Below are 18,903 nucleotides of genomic sequence, written 5' to 3'. Positions count from 1 at the left end.
TATTATCCGCAGGCATGCTGGAGCTCCGCAGCGGCGCCCGGGTCGAAAACCCCGACACCGTATTTCCATCGGAGCTTGTAAGAGGAAACTATGGCTGATCTTCGTAACTATCAAAGCCGCGCTCAGACCGGCGAGATGATTGATCAAGGCCTGCGCGCTTATATGCTCAAGGTCTACAACCTGATGGCGCTGGGTCTGGCGATCACCGGTGTGGCCGCATATCTGTCGTTCCAATTCGCCTTCGCCAATGGCGAGCTGACCGCTTTCGGTCAGGCGATCTATGTGAGCCCGCTGAAGTGGGTGGTCATTCTGGCGCCGCTGGCTCTGGTGTTCTTCCTGAGCTTCCGGATTCACACCATGACGGTGGCCGCCGCCCAGACGACCTTTGCGGTCTACGCCGCGCTCGTCGGCCTGTCGCTCTCGTCGATCTTCCTGATCTACACCGGCCAGAGCGTGGTTCAGACCTTCTTCGTCACCGCCGCCTCCTTCGGCGCGCTGTCGCTTTACGGCTACACGACGAAGCGTGACCTGTCGGCGATGGGCTCGTTCCTGATCATGGGTCTGTTCGGCCTGATCATCGCTTCGCTTGTTAACATCTTCCTGGCTTCGTCGGCTGTGCAGTTCGCGATCTCCGTGGTCGGCGTTCTGATCTTCGCAGGCCTCACCGCCTACGATACGCAGCGGATCAAGGAACTGTACCTGGAAGCCGATGACGTTGCCGTGGCCGGCCGCAAGGCGATCATGGGTGCGCTGACGCTCTATCTCGACTTCATCAACCTCTTCATGTTCCTGCTGCAGTTCATGGGCAATCGTAAATAAGCAGGGCAGACTGAGATCGAAAAGGCGGCTTCGGCCGCCTTTTTTGTTGCGCAGGCTTTCGCGGAGTGGTTTTAGGAAACCTTCCTTTTCCCCGATGGATGCCGCCGAAATGTCATTCCGCCTGCGCGATGCCTCCCAAGCCGATATCCCCTCCATTGCCGATATCTATCGCGAATCCGTCCTGAACGGCGTCGCGAGCTACGAGATCGTGCCGCCTTCCGAGGCCGAGATGGCGCGGCGTTTTTCGACGATCGTCAGCCAGCAATATCCCTACATCGCGGCCATCGGCACGGACGGAACCCTGCTCGGCTACGCCTATGCTTCGGCTTTTCGCACGCGTCCGGCCTATCGCTGGATGGTCGAGGACTCGATCTATCTCGCGCCTGAGGCCCGCGGCCGGGGCATCGGCAAGGCGTTGCTTGCCGAGCTGATCGAGCGCTGCACCGGCCTCGGCTTTCGGCAGATGACGGCCGTCATCGGCGGCGCCAGCCCCGCCTCGATCGCGCTTCACAGGAAGGCCGGCTTCGAGGAGGTCGGTCTGATGCGGGGCACCGGCTATAAGCACGGCCGCTGGCTGGATACGATGTTGATGCAGCGTGGCCTCGGCGAGGGGATGACGACCGATCCGGATCCGTCCGCCTATCCCGGCACGCTGTTTACCGGTTGATGCGGCTTATTTGTCGACCAGCTTCAGGGCCTTGTCGAACACCTTCAGCACCTGGTTCAGCTCGTGACCGCGCTTCAGGATCGTGCCGTGGACGTTGATGACGGAATAGGCGCCCTGCTTGGCGGCGAGCTTCGGGTTTTTCTCGATGCGGAAGAGCGGCATTTCGCCGGAACGCTTGAAGACGGAAAAGACCGCCCTGTCCTTCAGGTGATCAATGGCGTAGTCGCGCCATTCACCGTCACCGACCATGCGGCCGTAGATCCAGAGGATCGCGTCCAGTTCGCGCCGGTGGAAGGTCACCGGAAGCGGGTCCTTGCTTTGCTTGTATTCCCTGAGATCGACGACGACTGAGGAACTATTGTCGACGGAGCGGCTTTCGCCGTGTCGCAAATCCGGCTGATCTGTCATCAGTCTCCCAAGGCCTCCGCATGTGACAGGAGAGTGACAGTTTGCCCGAGCCGCCGCAAATTGCAAGAGCGCCAGCCGTCACATTCGGCCGCACCACAGCGCCGCGCGTCTCTCGCGCAAAGACGCTGCAGCACTTTGAATCTGCGCATCATGCCTTCTAAAAGTTGGGTCCGAATTCGGAAAGCATGATGTCCTGGATAGGCTCACGCTTTCTCCGCAGCGCCGCATTTCAGTCAAAACAGCGCCTCATTTGCAGGAGATTTATGAATTCCAGTTTGGCGCCAGCGCGCCAAAGGGCCCGGCGGAGCGTATCGACCTTAACCCCAGCCCCGAATACGCTCGGCCGGGCCGCCCCAGCACTTCATCTACTACCGGATGAAATCTCAGATATTTTTGCCAGCCATGACAACGGTCGCGCCGAGGATCGCAGCCGGATCGCCGTCTGCGGTCGCCGATTGCAGCAGGATCGCGCAGCCCTCGAGCTGCGGCCGCTGCAACACGCTGGCCGGCAGCGTCAGACTGGTTGCCTTGCCGTCCCACATGCCGATGGTTTCGACATTGGTGACGCTGTGCAGGTAGGAAAGCTTCCGGCCGCTGTTCTCGCCCTTTTCGACGTCGATGGTCTTTTCCTTGTCGAAATAGACCATCACGACATTGGCCTTGCCCTGTCCCGCACCGATCTTGATCTCCAGCTCGTCGCCGCGCATCGCGGCGTTGATCGGAACGGTCAGCCCGTTGCCTTCGCTGCTGTAGGTGTCGATCTTGCTGTTGATGCCGTTGAGATCGGCGCCGGCCAGATGGCCGCGTCCGTTGACGATCGCCTGCGGCGTGTAGACGTTGCTGCGGCCCATCGTTCTGGCATAGCCATATTGCCGTTCGGTGTTTTCCTTGGAGCTCAGCGTATCGGCCCAGCCGAGATAATTCCAGTAATCGACATGATAGGCGAGCGCGATGACATCGCCCTGATTCACCAGCGTGCGGAAAGCCGCATCAGCCGGAGGACAGGAGGAGCAGCCCTGCGCCGTGAAGAGTTCAACGACACCTTTCGGCGTGCCGTCTTCGGCCTGCAGCGGGCCTGACAGAACAACGCCAGCGATCAGCGGAATCAAAAAACGGGGGGACATTCACCTGCACCTCTTTTTCAGCGCCGACAGCGTGTTGGAACCGCAGGCCCTGACATATGAACGTACGAATAATCCTTCCGGGTCCAAACGAAAAGTCACGAACGGGTGAGACGGAGCTCCACCGGAACTTGCGGAAAACAAATCATCGTGAGCCCGTCCGAATACTGTCGCCACACAGAAAAGCCGCCGGAAACTGCTCTCCGGCGGCCATTATCAATCAAGTCTCCTAAATCCGGATGAATCTGAATCCGGATCTATATCAAAGAAGAAGAGCATGATGTCGTCCGAAAACCGCTCACACTTTTCGGCATCATGCTCTGAAAATCAGGCAGCGAGATCGCGCAGAACCGTCTGCAGGATGCCGCCATTGTTGAGGTAGATCACTTCGTCGAGCGTATCGACGCGCGACAGCAGCGGAACCTCCTTCACGGTGCCGTCGCCATAAGTGATCTTGGCGATCTTCTTCTCGCGCGGCTTGATCTTTTCCAGACCTTCGATGGTGACGAGTTCATCACCCTTGAGGCCGAGGCTCTGCCAGGTCGTGCCCTCTTCGAAGACGAAGGGAATGATACCCATGCCGACCAGGTTCGAACGATGGATGCGCTCGAAGGACTGGGCGATCACCGCCTTGACGCCGAGCAGGTTGGTGCCCTTGGCAGCCCAGTCGCGCGAAGAGCCGTTGCCATATTCGACACCGGCGAAGATGACCAGCGGCACGCCTTCCTGCTTGTACTGCATCGCCGCGTCGTAGATCGAGGTTTCGTCCTTCGACGGATAGTGGATGGTGTAACCGCCTTCCTTGCCGTTCGGGCCGAGCATGTGGTTGCGGATGCGGATATTGGCAAAGGTGCCGCGCATCATCACTTCATGGTTGCCGCGGCGCGTGCCGTACTGATTGAAGTCGGCAACGGCGACGTCGTGACCGAGCAGATAGGCGCCTGCCGGCGATGCCGCCTTGATCGAACCGGCCGGCGAGATGTGGTCGGTGGTGATCTTGTCGCCGAACAGGCCAAGCACGCGGGCGCCCTTGATGTCGGAAACGCCGGTGCCCTTCTTGCCCATGCCGACGAAGTAAGGCGGGTTCTGGACATAGGTCGAATTGTCGTCCCAGGCATAGGTCTGGCCCGGCGGAACCTGGACGGCTTGCCAGTTGACGTCGCCCTTGAAGACGTCGGCATATTTGCTTTCGTAGAGTTCGCGCGTCACGTATTTCAGGATGAACTCCTGGACCTCCTTCGAGGTCGGCCAGATGTCCTTCAGGTAAACGGGATTACCGTTCTGGTCCTCGCCGATCGGCTCCTTGGTCAGATCCTTCTGCACCGTACCGGCCAGCGCATAAGCGACGACGAGCGGCGGAGAGGCCAGATAGTTCGCCTGTACGTCGGGCGAGATACGGCCTTCGAAGTTGCGGTTGCCGGAGAGAACGCCGGAAACGATGAGGCCCTTGTCGTTGATCGTCTTCGAGATCGGCGCCGGCAGCGGACCGGAATTGCCGATGCAGGTGGTGCAGCCGAAGCCGACGAGGTTGAAGCCGAGCTTGTCGAGGTCGGCCTGCAGGCCCGACTTGGCGAGATATTCGCCGACGACCTGGCTTCCCGGTGCCAGCGAGGTCTTCACCCACGGCTTCGTCTTCAGGCCCTTGGCAACAGCGTTGCGGGCAAGCAGGCCGGCAGCGATCAGGACCGACGGATTGGAGGTGTTGGTGCAGGAGGTGATGGCAGCGATCGCCACGTCGCCATGGCCAAGATCGAAATCCGTGCCTTCGACGGCATAGCGGTTCGAAAGCTGACCGGGCTTCTTGTAGTCCGTGTCCATCGAGCCGGCGAAACCGGAAGCGATGTTCTCCAGCGAAATGCGGCCTTCCGGACGCTTCGGGCCGGCCATCGATGGCACGACGTCACCGAGATCGAGTTCCAGCGTGTCGGTGAAGACGAGCTCGGAGCCATCGCCCTCACGCCACATGCCCTGCGCCTTCGAATAGGCTTCGACGAGCGCGATACGGTCCTTGGTGCGGCCGGACATGTTGAGATAGTTGATCGTTTCGCCGTCGACCGGGAAGAAGCCGCAGGTGGCGCCGTATTCCGGGCCCATATTGCCGATCGTCGCACGGTCGGCGAGCGGCATGTTGTCCATGCCGGGGCCGAAGAATTCGACGAACTTCGAAACGACGCCCTTCTTGCGCAGCATCTGCACGACGGTGAGAACGAGGTCGGTCGCGGTGACGCCTTCCTTGAGCTTGCCGGTCAGCTTGAAGCCGATGACCTCAGGCAGCAGCATCGAGACCGGCTGGCCGAGCATCGCCGCTTCCGCTTCGATACCGCCAACACCCCAGCCGAGAACGCCGAGACCGTTGATCATCGTCGTGTGGCTGTCTGTGCCGACGCAAGTATCGGGATAGGCGATCGTCTCGCCGTCCTCTTCCTTGGTCCAGACGGTCTGACCGAGATATTCGAGATTGACCTGATGACAGATACCGGTGCCGGGAGGCACGACGCGGAAGTTCTTGAAGGCCTGCTGGCCCCACTTCAGGAAGCGGTAGCGCTCGCCGTTGCGCTGGTATTCCAGCTCGACGTTACGGGCGAAAGCCTGCGGCGTGCCGAATTCGTCGACGATGACGGAGTGGTCGATGACGAGATCGACGGGAACGAGCGGGTTGATCTTCTCGGGATCGCCGCCGAGCGACACCATCGCGTCGCGCATCGCGGCAAGATCGACGACGGCGGGAACGCCGGTGAAGTCCTGCATCAGCACGCGCGCCGGGCGATAGGCGATTTCGTTTTCGACCGCACCCTTGTTGTTCAGCCATTCGGCGACGGCCAGGATGTGCTGCTTGGTGACCGACTGGCCGTCTTCGAAGCGCAGCAGGTTTTCGAGCAGCACTTTCATCGAATAGGGAAGCTTCGACACGCCGGCCAGACCGTTTGCCTCAGCCTTGGGCAGGCTGTAATAGACATAGTCCTTCCCGTTCACGGAAAGCGTGGAACGACAATTGAAACTGTCAAGAGATTTAGACACGAGAGACCCCGTTTCTGATAGCCAACACAGTCGTGCGAACGCCTATGCACTTAATGCACATCAGGATGCGGGTACGGCCATTTCCGCTGTCCGCACGTGGAACAGACGCTCCAAGTTCGGCGCAAGGATGAAATTCACGCCGACCGCTGGCGTGGTTGCAGGTCTTATAGATAATTTCCTAAAAACTTGCCATACCCGAAAACAGTCAAAACCGGACATTTTTTGACCCCGCCGCAAGCCGAAACCAAGAAAGAGCCGACGCATGCATTTCACCGCCGAAAATCTGGCTGCAAGGCGCGGTGAGGATCTGATTTTCGTAAACATTTCCTTCCACTTGGCGGCCGGCGAGGCGCTTGTCCTCACGGGAAGAAATGGATCGGGAAAATCCACATTGCTGCGCGTCGCCGCCGGCCTCCTGAGACCGGAAAAAGGCACTGTCATCTTCCGCGACGAAAAGGGCGGGGAAGACCGCCATCCGGGCGAGGTCAGTCACTACCTTGGTCATCGAAACGCAATGAAGAATGAACTTACGGTTGCAGAAAACCTCGACTTCTGGCGCGCCTTTCTCGGCAATCCAGGCGGTGCTGCCGGCCTCTCCGTCGAGGACGCCGCCGACGCCGTCGGCCTTTCGGGAATCACCCATCTTCCCTTCGGTTATCTCTCCGCCGGCCAGCAGCGCCGGATGGCCTTCGCCAAGCTGCTCGTCGCCCACCGCCCCATCTGGATCCTCGACGAACCCACAGCGGCGCTCGATGCCAGCGCCGACCGGCTGTTTGCCGAATTGATTGCCGCACATCTGACCAAGGGGGGCATCGTGCTGGCGGCAACACATCAGCCGCTGGGGGTGGAGAATGCGCGGGAATTGAAGATGACGGGCTTTGCCGGCGTGGATGCGGGGGTATGGGGGTGATGTTTCTCGACGTGGGTGCCTCATCCATCGCACATTCAGAAAGCCGCCGCGCATGACCGCCCTCTTCCTTCGCGACCTGAAACTTTCCATCCGCGCCGGCGGCGGTGCGCTGATCGGCGTGCTGTTCTTCCTGACCATCGTCGCCGTCATCCCTTTCGGCGTCGGTCCCGATCTCAAGCTGCTGTCGCGCATCGGTCCCGCCATCGTCTGGATCGGCGCACTGCTTGCCGCCCTGCTCGGCCTCGACCGCCTGTTTCAGGCCGAGCGCGATGACGGATCGCTCGACCTGATGCTGATGCAGGAAACACCGCTTGTCCTCACCGTGTTGGTCAAATGCGTCGCCCACTGGACGGCCACCAGCCTGCCGCTCGTCATCGCCTCGCCGCTGCTCGGCCTGTTCATGAATATGGACGAGACGGCGATTGCTGCCACCATGCTGACGCTGCTCGTCGGATCGCCCGCCATCACCTTCATCGGCGCGGTCGGTGCCGCTGTCGCCGTGGCGCTGCCCCGCGGCGGCCTGCTGGTCTCGATCCTCGTGCTGCCGCTGACCATTCCGGTGCTGATCTTCGGCGTCAGCGCCGCCTATGCCGCGGTCGAGGATCCCGCCCCGTTCCTGCCGCCCTTCCTCATCCTGATTGCGCTGACGCTCTTCTTCGCCGTCATCGGTCCGGCCGCCGCCGCCCTGGCGCTGCGAAACACAGCGGATTGATGGGCCATTCGATTGCGGGAAAAGCCGGATCAAGGTATGGAAGCGGACATGAGCGAAACGAGCCTTGCCATCAGCAAATTCAGCGATCTCGCCAACCCGACACGGTTTCTGGCGCTGGCGGCGCGCGCCATTCCATGGCTGGCCGGCATCACCGCCCTCTGTTTTATCGTCGGCCTCTATCTGAGCTTCGCCACCGAAGGCGACTACCAGCAGGGCGAGACCGTCCGCATCATGTATGTGCATGTGCCCTCGGCCTGGCTTTCGATGATGTGCTATACGATCATGAGCTTCTCGGCGATCGGCACGCTGGTCTGGCGCCATCCGCTGGCCGATGTCTCTGCCAAGGCTGCAGCCCCGCTCGGCGCCGCCTTCACCCTGCTCGCCCTCGTCACCGGCTCGCTGTGGGGCAAGCCGATGTGGGGGACCTGGTGGGTCTGGGATGCTCGGCTGACCTCCGTCTTCGTTCTCTTCCTGATGTATCTCGGGCTGATTGCGCTCGGGCGCGCCATCGACGACCCGTCTAAGGCCGCACGCGTCAGCGCCGTGCTCATCCTCGTCGGCTTCGTCAACATCCCGATCATCAAATTCTCGGTCGAGTGGTGGAACACCTTGCACCAGTCGGCAAGCGTGCTGCGCCTCGACGGCCCGGCGATCGATCCGGAATTCCTGCGGCCGCTCTTCATCATGGCGATCGCTTTCACGCTGCTCTTCTTCACGCTGCACATCATGGCGATGAGGAACGAGATCTGGCGCCGCCGCATCGCCGCCCAGCGCCGCCTTGCCGCCCGCATGGCCAGCCGGGAGGAATAGACCGTGACGCATGCCTTCTACGTCTACGCCTCCTATGGCTTCGCAGCCCTGGTGACGGTCGCCGTCACGGCCTGGACCTGGGCCGACGGTCGCGCCCGCCGCCGGGAACTTGCTGCCCTCGAGGCCGCCGGTATCCGCCGCCGCTCGGCGCGTGTAAGGGATGGCGAATGAGCGACACGCCGGAAAAGACGACCGACAAGCCACGGGCGCTTGGTCGCTACACCTTGGCGCTTCTGCCGCTGATCGTCTTCGGCGGCATTGCGGCCACCGCCGCCAAGATGCTCTACGACCAGGATTTCCATGGCAAGAACATCACCGAAATCCCCTCCGCCCTGATCGGCACCAAGGCACCGGCGCTGAACCTTCCGCCGCTCGACGGCGCCAACCTGCCGGCGCTGACCGATGCCGCCATCAAGGGCAAGCTGACCCTCGTCAACGTCTTCGCCTCCTGGTGCCTCCCCTGCCGGGACGAACACCCCGTCTTGAAAGAACTGGCGAAGGACGGACGGCTGAACATCGTCGCCATCAACTACAAGGATCAGAGCGACAACGCCCTGCGTTTCCTCGGCGAGCTCGGCAACCCCTACCAGGCAATCGGCATCGATCCGAACGGCAAGGCGGCGATCGACTGGGGCGTCTACGGCATTCCGGAAAGCTACCTAGTCGGCCCCGACGGCACGATCCTCTACAAGCGTGTCGGCCCCTTCGACGATACCAGCCTGAAGGAAGGGCTGTTTCCAGCGATGGAGAAGGCGCTCGGCAAGCCCGCTTCGTAGCGGGGTCTATCCTTGCACCCCGCCTTGCCAGACCTTGATCGCCTCGACCGGCCAGATCAGCATGACAACGTTGAGCGTCAGGTTGTCGCGGATCATGTAGCCGGTGAAAATCTCGAAGAAGATGGCGATCGCCACCGTCAGCGCCACCGGCGCGCGCCGCGCGAAGAAGAAGCCGATGCACATGAAGACGGTGTCCATCGCCGAATTCAGGATGCTGTCGCCGTAATAATCGAGCGCGATCGTCGCGGTGCGGTAGCGGTCGATGATGAGCGGCGAATTCTCGAGCAGCTCCCAGCCGGATTCGATCAACAGCGCCAGCAGCAGCCTTGCCGCCAGCGGCTTGCCGCGCAGCAGGAGATGCGCGAGCCCGTAGAACAGGAAGCCGTGGATGATATGCGACGGTGTGTACCAATCCGACAGATGCTGCGAATTGCCGCTGGTATTGACCCCGCCCTCCCAGAGCTTGACGTAACCGCAGGCGCAGATCGGCACGCGGCCCATCATATATTCAGCGGCGATCTGAATGATCAGCACCGCAAGGCAGGCGACAAACCAGAAGGTCTGGTGCTTTACGCGATATTCGGCCTCTGCAGCGCTCACTTTTCGCCGTCCGTTTCCAGGTTGACGCTATGCTTCAGCACCAGCGGCATCTGCGCCAGCGTAAAGATGATGGTGATCGGCATCGTGCCCCAGACCTTGAAGGCGACCCAAGTATCGTCCGAAAAATTGCGCCAGACGACTTCGTTCAGCACGGCGAGGAAGAGAAAGAAGATGCCCCACCGGATGGTCAGCTTGCGCCAGCCTTCGGCATCGAGCTGGAAGGCGGCGTTGAACACATAACCGAGCAGCGACCTGCCGAAGGCCAGCCCGCCGAGCAGCGCCACTCCGAAAAGCGCGTTGACGATGGTCGGCTTCATCTTGATGAAGGTCTCGTTCTGCAGCCAGATCGACAGCGAGCCGAAGATGACGACGACGATGCCGGATACGAAGGGCATGATCGGCAGATGGCCGAGCACGATCTTCGAAACGATCAGCGAGAGGATCGTCGCCGCCATGAAGAGCCCGGTCGCGACGAACAGCGGTCCGCCGAGTTCGGAAAGAGCGGGAAACTTCTCCACCAGCCACTGGCCGCGCAGATTGGCGAAGAAGAAGATCATCAGCGGCCCGAGTTCCAGCGCCAGTTTCAGCAGCGGATGATGCCGGTCGGCGGCGCTCGGGGTGATATCGCTCTCTGTGCTCATGCGTTCTTCAAACCTGTTTTTCCTGGAAACCTGTTTCCCGGCCGTGCCCTGCAGGCTTTCGGCGGCATATCTGTGGCATCATTGCCCAAGTCCGGCAATGGCATGGGCAAAATCCTCGGCCTCGAACGGCTCCAGATCCTCGACACCCTCGCCGACGCCGATGAAATAGACCGGCAGCTTATGCTTGGCGGAAATAGCGACGAGAATGCCGCCGCGCGCCGTGCCGTCGAGCTTGGTCATGATCAGCCCGTTGACGCCGGCGACGTTGCGGAAGATCTCGACCTGGCTGAGCGCATTCTGCCCCGTCGTGGCGTCCAGCGTCTGCAGCACGGTGTGCGGCGCATCGGGATCGAGCTTGCCGAGCACGCGCACAATCTTCTCGAGCTCGGCCATCAGCTCGGCCTTGTTCTGCAGGCGGCCGGCGGTATCGACGATCAGCACGTCGCATTTTTTTGCCTTTGCCTGTTCGAAGGCGTCATAGGCGAGGCCTGCGGCATCGGCGCCGAGCTTGGTGCCGATGAATTCGGATTTCGTCCGGTCGGCCCAGATTTTCAGCTGCTCGATCGCCGCCGCACGGAAAGTATCGCCGGCAGCCAGCATCACCTTCAGCCCGGCGCCGGAAAGTTTCGCCGCGAGCTTGCCGATCGTCGTCGTCTTGCCGGTGCCGTTCACGCCGACAACGAGGATGACATGCGGCTTGTGCGAAAGGTCGAGCTGCAGCGGCTTGGCGACCGGCTTCAGGACCTTGGCAATTTCGGACGCCATGATGCGGCTGACATCCTCACCGGTGACATCCTTGCCATAACGCTCGGAAGCGAGCGTATCGGTGACGCGCATCGCGGTCTCGACGCCGAGATCGGCCTGGATCAGCAGGTCTTCGAGATCCTGCAGCGTCTCGTCATCGAGCTTGCGCTTGGTGAAGAGCGCAGTGATCTGGCTGGACAGCTGCGAGGAGGTGCGCGCAAGACCGTTGCGCAGGCGCTGGAACCAGCTGAGCCTCGGTTGCGGGACAATCGGCTCCGGCTCGACGACCTTCGGACCCGTGGCAAAGCCTTTTGGGAGGATGGGAGAGCCGGTCTCCGGTTCTGCCGCGGGGTTTTCCCCTTCTGTCCTGCCGGGAATCTCCCCCACAGGGGAGGAGATAGGCTGAACGGAGATGTCTTGCTCTACGTCGGTCTCAGGTGAAATCTCTTCGGGAAGCACTTCGGCGATCTCTTCGATCGAAGCCGGCGCGTCAGTCTCCGGATGATCTCCTCCCTTGTCGGGGAGATATCCCCAAGGGACAGAGGGGGGGGCTTCCGCAACGTTGCCGGCGGCCGGCCGGGTTTCCATCTCCGCTTCCGCGGCCGCCTCGGCTTCCAGCAATGACAGCGGCACGACGCCCATATCGCTCAATTGGTCGGCCGCGGGCAGGATTGCGGATTCGTCATCATCTTCAGCAACCGGCGCATCCACTGCGCCCTCGTCGATATCGGCAGCCGGCCCGCCGGCCGTATCCATTTCCTCGGGTAGAACAGGATCATCCGCGATTGGCAGATCTTCGTCGCGCGAACGCGGCTCCAGCTCCCTTTCCACGGCCGCAGGCACAGCTTCTTCAGCCGGCTTGCCGAAGGTGAAGACCTTTTTGATGAAACTGAGCGCCATGGGGATTCCGTGAAAGTCAGGCCGCAGCGGCGGCCGTCAATTGCATGTCGAGATGCTTGCCATTGTGGCCGGTGATCGTGACCGGCACAAGTTCGCCGGGACGAAGGCCGGGCGCGGCAACCAGCGTGAAGTTCTCCGTATGCGCCAGGCCGTTGTTTTCAACAAGCAGCCATTGCCGGGTTCCGATCATCCGATCGAGATGGGACTGATGCAGCATATGTCCAGCGGCGCGCAGCCTGGCGGCGCGATCCTTGACCAGCGAGCGGTCGAGCTGCGGCATGCGGGCGGCCGGCGTGCCGGGACGCGGGCTGTAGGGGAAGACGTGCAGATGGGCGATATCAGCCTCTTCAGCCAGTCGCACGGCATTGTCGAACATCTCTTCGGTTTCGGTGGGAAAACCGGCGATCATATCGGCGCCGAAGCTCATCTCGGGTCGGAGACGGCGCGCATCCTCGATGAAACGCAGCGCGTCGGCGCGTAAATGCCGCCGCTTCATGCGCTTCAGGATCATGTCGTCGCCATGCTGCAGCGACAGATGCAGATGCGGCATGAAACGCGGCTCGTCGGCAATCAGATCCATCAGGTGGGCATCGGCCTCGATGCTGTCGATCGAGGAAAGCCTGAGGCGGCGGATATCGGGGAGCTGCTTCAGCAGTGTCTTGGCCAGGAGGCCGAGCGTCGGGGCGCCGGGCAGATCGCCGCCATAGCTGGTGGCGTCGACACCGGTCAGCACGATCTCGCGATAACCACCGGCGACGAGATTGCGGGCCTGGTCGACGACGGCGCCCATCGGCACGGAGCGGGAATTGCCGCGACCATAGGGAATGATGCAGAAGGTGCAGCGGTGATCGCAGCCGTTCTGCACCTGGATGAAAGCGCGCACATGGCCGTCGATATGCCTGACCATCTGCGGCGCCGTCGCCTTGACGCTCATGATGTCGTTGACGCGGAGCTTCTCTTCGGCCGAGACGCCGAAATCCGGCAGGCTGCGATAGGAGGCGCTGGTCAGCTTCTCCTCATTGCCGAGCACGGCATCGACCTCTGCCATTTCGGCAAAGGCCTGCTTTTCCGTCTGCGCGGCGCAGCCGGTGACGATGATGCGGGCATGCGGATTGTCGCGCCGCGCCCGGCGGATCGCCTGGCGGGCCTGGCGCACGGCCTCGCCGGTGACGGCACAGGTATTGACCAGGATGGCATTGTTGAGCCCGGCCTTTTCAGCCTGCGCCTTCATCACTTCGGATTCATATGTGTTGAGGCGGCAGCCGAAGGTAATGACCTCGATACCGCTCACTGCGCCTCCGCCTCTCGGGTACCATCGCGCGACCAGAGACCCGTCGAAGGATCGAGTCTGCCCGACCATTCCCATTCGGCCGGGCCGGTCATGATGACGTGATCGTCGCGCTCGCGCCATTCGATGGAAAGTGCGGCCGGCGGCTTGGCGCTTGCCACATTGATCGTCACCTTGCGGCCGGTGCGGCCGGTGCGCGCAGCGCTGACGGCAGCCGAACAGGCGGCCGAGCCGCAGGCGAGCGTCAGTCCCGCGCCCCGCTCCCAGGTGCGCGTCGTCAGGGATGTCGGCGAGGTCACCTGCGCCAGCGTGATATTGGCGCGCTCGGGAAACATCGGATGATTTTCGAGCAGCGGTCCGAAACGGGCAAGATCATAGGACATCACGTCCCTGTCGACCCAGAAGATCGCATGCGGATTGCCCATCGACATCGCCGATGGCGAATGCAGCACCGGATTGTCGATCGGGCCGATCTGCAGTTCGATGCGGCTGGTGTCGTGGAATTCTTCCGCCAGCGGAATCCTGTCCCAATCAAAGACCGGCCGGCCCATATCGACCGAGATCGTCCCGTCCTCGTGCTCGACGGCATTGAGGATGCCGGCCACCGTCTGGAAGGTGAAGACCTTCCGGCCGGTTTCGGCGGCAAGCGCCTGCACGACGCAACGTGTACCGTTGCCGCAGGCCTGCGCCTTCGAACCATCGGAATTCAGGATATCGATGAAAGCATCGGTGCCTTCGGCCTTCGGATCATGGATCGCCATGATCTGGTCGAACTCGGTCTGCGGATCGGCATTGAGCGCGACTGCCGCCGCCGGCGTCACCTTGTCCGGCCGGCCGCGCATGTCGACGACCAGGATCTTGTTGCCAAGCCCGTTCATCCTCGCGAATTCGACCGTTGCACTCATGGTATCGTTCCGTCTGTCTTTCCGGTGTATATGGCGGAAATGCGCGGGAATTACCAGTGGGTGAGTGCCGGGCAGGCGTTACCGCTGCACACCGTCGCGATCGAAGGACGCAGCATGGGCTTCGACGATCGCTGCGGTGATGACCTTCCTCAACTCGTAGACCAGCGAGCGGGACCGTTTGCGATCCAGATCCTGTGCCGCCTTCGCAAGATTCAAGCCTTCGTTCAGAACAATATGATGAGCCCGCGCCAGCGCCCAGCTCTCAATATCAGGATCTATCATTCGATATCTCCGCCGATTCATTCGGCATCAAGGATATTCACGAATCATTTTACAGGAGGCACTTAAGTAGAAAATAGAATCATAAGCGGAATATTTTGCAACTGGCCCGCCCAGGGAATCCAGGCCGACAAGCGGAATTTTTGCCGGCAAAATCGGAAGAACCAAGCGGAACGCGCAATGCTATACACAAGTCGACTTGAACATGTACTTTCATGCCCTGTCCGCCGGCACATCCGCCGCGCCCACGTCAAACGGCCTTTGAAAAGCCGCCACGCGGTCATTTGTCCGCATTCACCTTGACTTTCGTGCAGCTTTCCTGTTTATCGCGCCCAATCCGCGACGAGCCGCATGACTCCGAGCCGCCGACCGGGACCCTGAGATCCCGGAGGTCAACACCCGACAGCGCGATGCGCCCTCGGGTGCTTTTTGGCTTTGCGTCTTGTTTTCGTCAAGGAAAAGCACGACGTTTCCGGGCATATCCCAACCCGCCCGAAACGTATCAAGGAAGAGCCGATGTTTGAAAACCTCCAGGACCGTCTTGGATCCATTCTGAATGGACTGACAGGCCGTGGCGCGCTTTCGGAAGCCGATGTTTCCGCAGCGCTGCGCGAGGTTCGCCGTGCGTTGCTGGAGGCCGACGTCGCGCTCGACGTCGTGCGTTCCTTCACTGACCGCGTGCGAGAAAAGGCCGTCGGCGCCGAGATCCTGAAGTCGATCAAGCCCGGCCAGATGGTCGTCAAGATCGTCCATGACGAACTGATCGAGATGCTGGGCGGCGAAGGGGTCGGCATCGACCTGCATGCGCCCGCCCCCGTCGTCGTCATGATGGTCGGTCTGCAGGGCTCCGGCAAGACGACGACGACGGCGAAGATCGCCAATCGCCTGTCGACGCGCGAGAAGAAGAAGGTGCTGATGGCGTCGCTCGACACGCGCCGTCCGGCAGCCCAGGAGCAGCTTCGCCAGCTTGGCGCCCAGGCCAATATCGATACGCTGCCCATCATTTCAGGCCAGTCGCCGACGGATATTGCCGCGCGCGCCGTACAGGCGGCCAAGCTCGGCGGCCATGACGTCGTCATCCTCGATACCGCCGGCCGCACGCATATCGACGAGCCCTTGATGGTCGAGATGGCCGACATCAAGAAGCGCTCGAACCCGCATGAAATCCTGCTGGTCGCCGACAGCCTCACCGGCCAGGACGCCGTCAACCTCGCCCGCAATTTCGACGAACGCGTCGGCATCACCGGTCTGGTGCTGACCCGCATGGACGGCGACGGCCGCGGTGGTGCGGCCCTTTCGATGCGCGCCGTCACCGGCAAGCCGATCAAGCTGATCGGCGTCGGCGAGAAGATGAGCGAGCTGGAGGAATTCCATCCCCGCCGCATCGCCGACCGCATCCTCGGCATGGGCGACATCGTCTCGCTCGTCGAGCGCGCTGCGGAGAATATCGACGCCGAGAAGGCGGCCGCCATGGCCGCCAAGATGGCCAAGGGCAAGTTCGACCTCGACGACCTCGCCGATCAGCTGCGCCAGATGCAGAAGATGGGCGGCATGGGCGGCATCATGGGCATGATGCCCGGCATGGCCGGCATGAAGGACAAGATGGCCGCAGCCGGCCTCGACGACAAGCTTTTCGGCCGCCAGATCGCCATCATCCAGTCGATGACCAAGGCCGAGCGCGCCAATCCCGACCTGCTCAAGCATTCGCGTAAGAAGCGCATCGCCGCCGGTTCCGGCACCGATGCCGCCGCCATCAACAAGCTTCTGAAGATGCACCGCCAGATGGCGGACATGATGAAGATGATGGGCGGCAAGGGCAAAGGCGGCATGATGAAGCAGATGATGGGCGGCCTTGCCGGCAAGATGGGGCTGGGCGGCTTGGGCGGCATGGGCGGCGGCATGCCCGATCTCTCGAATATCGATCCCCGGCAGCTCGAGGCCCTGCAGAAGCAGGCGGAAGCGGCGGGACTTGGAAAACCGGGTGGGGGTATGCCCGGTCTCGGCGGTCTGCCGGGTGGTTTGCCAGGCCTCGGCGGCGCCAAGCTGCCGGGCCTTGGCGGTGGGTTCCCGGGATTGCCCGGATTGCCGAAGAAGAAGTGAAAGGATCGCTTGCCCCATGATTGATCCAAACGTCAAAGCCCAGCTCGCGAGCTATCGTCAGTCGATCGACAATATCGATGCCGCTCTCGTGCACATGCTGGCCGAACGCTTCCGCTGCACCAAAGAGGTCGGCGTGCTGAAGGCCAAATACAATCTGCCGCCGGCCGACCCGGCGCGCGAGGAATACCAGATCGAACGCCTTCGCCAGCTGGCGAAAACCGCCAATCTGGATCCGGATTTCGCTGAGAAGTTCCTGAACTTCGTCATCAAGGAAGTCATCCGGCATCATGAGCAGATCGCTGCGGATCACGCTGAACAGAGCGCTGCAGCCCGATAACCCGTACCACCGAACCAGGTGGTCAAGAAAAGCCTAAGGAGTAAAGAACATGGCACTGAAAATTCGTCTCGCCCGCGGTGGCTCCAAGAAGCGCCCGTACTACCACGTCGTTCTCGCCGATGCGCGCAGCCCGCGTGACGGCCGCTTCCTGGAAAACCTCGGTTCCTGGAACCCGATGCTTGCCAAGGACGACGAGAAGCGCGTTCAGCTGAACGCCGAGCGCATCAAGCACTGGATCGAAAACGGCGCCCAGCCGACCGACCGTGTTCTGCGCTTCCTCGATGAAGCCGGCGTTGCCAAGCGCGAAACCAAGAACAACCCGATCAAGGCAAAGCCGGGCAAGCGCGCCCAGGAGCGCGCCGCCGAAAAGGCTCAGAAGGTTGCCGACGCAGCCGCTGCTGCTGCCGACGCCGCGGAATAATCGGGACTTCCCTCGATCGAGCGGGCGGCATGGCGACATGCCGCCCGTTTTCGTTTCCAATCTTGCGCACTTCGTTTATGAGAAACCTGTCTTTCGGCTTCACATGAAGGAACCCATGACAAAGCTTGAAAACCCCGTTCTGATGGCGACGATCGGTGGCGCGCAGGGCCTCCGGGGCGAGGTGCGCGCCAAGGCCTATACGGCCGATCCCAGCGCGCTTGGCGACTACGGCCATCTCCACAGCATGGACGGCCGCAGTTTCGAAGTCCTCGAAATCCGCGAGACCAAGAATGTCGTCGTCGTCCGTTTCCGCGGCGTCAACGACCGCAATGCCGCCGAGGCGCTGAACGGACTTGAGCTCTATATCGAACGCGACAACCTGCCGGACGAGGAACTGGAGGACGACGAGTTCTACTATGCCGATCTCGAAGGGCTCGAAGCGCTAGATGACAAGGGTGTCAGCTACGGCACGGTCACCGGCGTCTTCGATTTCGGCGCCGGCGATCTCCTGGAACTCAAAGGCCCGGGCAAGCGCCCAGTGCTGATCCCCTTCTCCGAAGCCTCGGTGCTGGAGATCGATCTCGAGGCCGGCACACTGCTGATCGATCCGCTGGCGGCGGGACTGGTCGACGATCCCGAAGAGCTTTCGAAATTCACCGCGGACAAGCCGAAAAAGAAGAAGTGACGCCATGGCTTTCCGGGCGAGCGTGCTGACACTCTATCCGGAGATGTTTCCGGGACATCTGGGCTTCTCGCTCGCCGGCAAGGCGATGGAGCGCGGGCAATGGTCGCTGGACGCGGTGCAGATCCGCGACTTCGCCACCGACAGGCACCGCAGCGTCGACGACACCCCTGCCGGCGGCGGCGCCGGAATGGTGCTGAAACCCGACGTTCTCGCCCGTGCGATCGACAGCGTCTCGGAAAACGATACCCGCCCGCGGCTGCTGATGAGCCCGCGCGGCCGGCCGCTGACACAGGAGCGTGTGCGCGCGCTCGCGGCAGGCGACGGCGTCATCATCGTCTGCGGCCGTTTCGAGGGTGTCGACCAGCGGGTGATTGAGGCGCGCGGACTGGAAGAGGTCTCGATCGGCGACTATGTGCTGTCAGGCGGCGAGCCGGCCGCATTGATCGTCCTCGATGCGATCATCCGCATCCTGCCAGGCGTCATGGGCAACGATCTTTCCGGCCTGCACGAAAGCTTCGAAGGCGGACTGCTGGAACATCCCCATTATACCCGGCCGCAGGAGTGGGAAGGCCGCGAAATTCCCTCCGTCCTCACCTCGGGCAACCACGGCGCCATCGAGAAATGGCGGCACCAGGAGGCGGTGCGGCTGACCGAGCTGCGCCGCCCGGATCTGCTCGAAAAGGCCAGAAACGAGAAAAACGGCTGATTTCGCGGCCCTTTTCACAAAAATGCCGTCCAAGGGATGACAAGCCCTGGCCTTTC

At 61.9% G+C, this 18,903-nt stretch carries 21 protein-coding genes; 12 read left to right on the top strand and 9 right to left on the bottom strand.

The window, feature by feature from the left end; translation table 11 throughout:
- Window positions 1–90: 90 nt before the first annotated feature.
- Entirely contained in the window at window positions 91–819 is a 729-nt protein-coding gene (locus FHT69_RS21730; RefSeq protein ID WP_028756589.1) for a Bax inhibitor-1/YccA family protein, read from the top strand.
- A gap of 109 nt (window positions 820–928) precedes the next feature.
- A complete protein-coding gene (locus FHT69_RS21725) occupies window positions 929–1,486 on the top strand; it encodes a GNAT family N-acetyltransferase (RefSeq protein ID WP_028756588.1) in 558 nt (185 codons plus the stop codon).
- 6 nt (window positions 1,487–1,492) lie between these two features.
- Here the strand turns inward: FHT69_RS21725 and FHT69_RS21720 are convergent, their stop codons facing one another.
- From FHT69_RS21720 to acnA, 3 genes are all read right to left on the bottom strand, one after another.
- Window positions 1,493–1,894: a DUF2794 domain-containing protein gene (locus FHT69_RS21720; RefSeq protein WP_003582910.1), complete on the bottom strand. Its 402-nt coding sequence runs from the start codon at window positions 1,892–1,894 to the stop codon at window positions 1,493–1,495.
- A 383-nt stretch (window positions 1,895–2,277) separates the two neighbouring features.
- Window positions 2,278–3,018, bottom strand: coding sequence for a DUF1223 domain-containing protein (locus FHT69_RS21715; RefSeq protein ID WP_028756587.1), 741 nt, complete (start codon window positions 3,016–3,018; stop codon window positions 2,278–2,280).
- A gap of 324 nt (window positions 3,019–3,342) precedes the next feature.
- Window positions 3,343–6,033: an aconitate hydratase AcnA gene (acnA, locus tag FHT69_RS21710; RefSeq protein WP_168333362.1), complete on the bottom strand. Its 2,691-nt coding sequence runs from the start codon at window positions 6,031–6,033 to the stop codon at window positions 3,343–3,345.
- 262 nt (window positions 6,034–6,295) lie between these two features.
- Here acnA and ccmA point away from each other — a divergent pair, with 262 nt between their 5' ends.
- Genes ccmA through FHT69_RS21685 form a run of 5 tightly spaced genes read left to right on the top strand, consistent with a single transcriptional unit; the run spans window position 6,296 to window position 9,241 of the window.
- Window positions 6,296–6,943 carry a heme ABC exporter ATP-binding protein CcmA gene (gene ccmA / locus FHT69_RS21705; protein ID WP_028756585.1) on the top strand — a complete coding sequence of 216 codons (648 nt, stop codon included), beginning with the start codon at window positions 6,296–6,298 and terminating at the stop codon, window positions 6,941–6,943.
- 52 nt (window positions 6,944–6,995) lie between these two features.
- The gene (gene ccmB / locus FHT69_RS21700) at window positions 6,996–7,655 is read left to right on the top strand and encodes a heme exporter protein CcmB (RefSeq protein WP_028756584.1); all 660 of its coding nucleotides are present in this window, start codon (window positions 6,996–6,998) and stop codon (window positions 7,653–7,655) included.
- Window positions 7,656–7,703: 48 nt separating this feature from the next.
- Window positions 7,704–8,465, top strand: coding sequence for a heme ABC transporter permease (locus FHT69_RS21695; protein ID WP_183905948.1), 762 nt, complete (start codon window positions 7,704–7,706; stop codon window positions 8,463–8,465).
- A 3-nt stretch (window positions 8,466–8,468) separates the two neighbouring features.
- Window positions 8,469–8,636: a heme exporter protein CcmD gene (ccmD, locus tag FHT69_RS21690; RefSeq protein WP_028758040.1), complete on the top strand. Its 168-nt coding sequence runs from the start codon at window positions 8,469–8,471 to the stop codon at window positions 8,634–8,636.
- Entirely contained in the window at window positions 8,633–9,241 is a 609-nt protein-coding gene (locus FHT69_RS21685; RefSeq protein WP_097631147.1) for a DsbE family thiol:disulfide interchange protein, read from the top strand. Before ccmD ends, FHT69_RS21685 begins: the two co-directional genes overlap by 4 nt.
- Before the next feature lie 6 nt (window positions 9,242–9,247).
- On the opposite strand, the gene FHT69_RS21680 is transcribed toward FHT69_RS21685, so the two are convergent.
- From FHT69_RS21680 to FHT69_RS21655, 6 genes are all read right to left on the bottom strand, one after another.
- Entirely contained in the window at window positions 9,248–9,841 is a 594-nt protein-coding gene (locus FHT69_RS21680; RefSeq protein ID WP_183905947.1) for a DUF2585 domain-containing protein, read from the bottom strand.
- A complete protein-coding gene (locus tag FHT69_RS21675; RefSeq protein WP_028756579.1) occupies window positions 9,838–10,482 on the bottom strand; it encodes a septation protein A in 645 nt (214 codons plus the stop codon). Before FHT69_RS21675 ends, FHT69_RS21680 begins: the two co-directional genes overlap by 4 nt.
- A gap of 78 nt (window positions 10,483–10,560) precedes the next feature.
- Window positions 10,561–12,126 (bottom strand): signal recognition particle-docking protein FtsY, encoded by a 1,566-nt coding sequence (ftsY, locus tag FHT69_RS21670; protein ID WP_127431317.1) that lies wholly within the window; start codon window positions 12,124–12,126, stop codon window positions 10,561–10,563.
- Between the two features lie 16 nt (window positions 12,127–12,142).
- A complete protein-coding gene (gene mtaB, locus FHT69_RS21665) occupies window positions 12,143–13,417 on the bottom strand; it encodes a tRNA (N(6)-L-threonylcarbamoyladenosine(37)-C(2))-methylthiotransferase MtaB (protein ID WP_028758036.1) in 1,275 nt (424 codons plus the stop codon).
- The gene (dapF, locus tag FHT69_RS21660; RefSeq protein WP_097631151.1) at window positions 13,414–14,319 is read right to left on the bottom strand and encodes a diaminopimelate epimerase; all 906 of its coding nucleotides are present in this window, start codon (window positions 14,317–14,319) and stop codon (window positions 13,414–13,416) included. The genes mtaB and dapF overlap by 4 nt, the downstream gene beginning before the upstream one ends.
- 78 nt (window positions 14,320–14,397) lie before the next feature.
- Window positions 14,398–14,622: a hypothetical protein gene (locus FHT69_RS21655; RefSeq protein ID WP_028756611.1), complete on the bottom strand. Its 225-nt coding sequence runs from the start codon at window positions 14,620–14,622 to the stop codon at window positions 14,398–14,400.
- 492 nt (window positions 14,623–15,114) lie between these two features.
- Between FHT69_RS21655 and ffh the strand changes: the two genes are divergently transcribed.
- The 5 genes from ffh to trmD all read left to right on the top strand — a co-directional run bounded on the left by ffh (window position 15,115) and on the right by trmD (window position 18,847).
- A complete protein-coding gene (ffh, locus tag FHT69_RS21650; RefSeq protein ID WP_028756610.1) occupies window positions 15,115–16,698 on the top strand; it encodes a signal recognition particle protein in 1,584 nt (527 codons plus the stop codon).
- 16 nt (window positions 16,699–16,714) lie between these two features.
- Complete coding sequence (locus FHT69_RS21645; RefSeq protein ID WP_027682490.1) at window positions 16,715–17,035, top strand: chorismate mutase; 321 nt, start codon at window positions 16,715–16,717, stop codon at window positions 17,033–17,035.
- A gap of 49 nt (window positions 17,036–17,084) precedes the next feature.
- A complete protein-coding gene (gene rpsP, locus FHT69_RS21640; RefSeq protein ID WP_028756609.1) occupies window positions 17,085–17,456 on the top strand; it encodes a 30S ribosomal protein S16 in 372 nt (123 codons plus the stop codon).
- 115 nt (window positions 17,457–17,571) lie between these two features.
- A complete protein-coding gene (gene rimM, locus FHT69_RS21635; protein WP_028758033.1) occupies window positions 17,572–18,141 on the top strand; it encodes a ribosome maturation factor RimM in 570 nt (189 codons plus the stop codon).
- Between the two features lie 4 nt (window positions 18,142–18,145).
- Complete coding sequence (trmD, locus tag FHT69_RS21630; RefSeq protein WP_132574361.1) at window positions 18,146–18,847, top strand: tRNA (guanosine(37)-N1)-methyltransferase TrmD; 702 nt, start codon at window positions 18,146–18,148, stop codon at window positions 18,845–18,847.
- The last annotated feature ends 56 nt before the right edge of the window (window positions 18,848–18,903 follow it).

It is taken from the genome of Rhizobium sp. BK008 (assembly GCF_014197345.1).
In the GTDB taxonomy this organism is placed as follows: domain Bacteria; phylum Pseudomonadota; class Alphaproteobacteria; order Rhizobiales; family Rhizobiaceae; genus Rhizobium; species Rhizobium anhuiense.
Note: the sequence above shows the minus strand (reverse complement) of the source record. Positions and strands in the feature narration are given on the sequence as shown.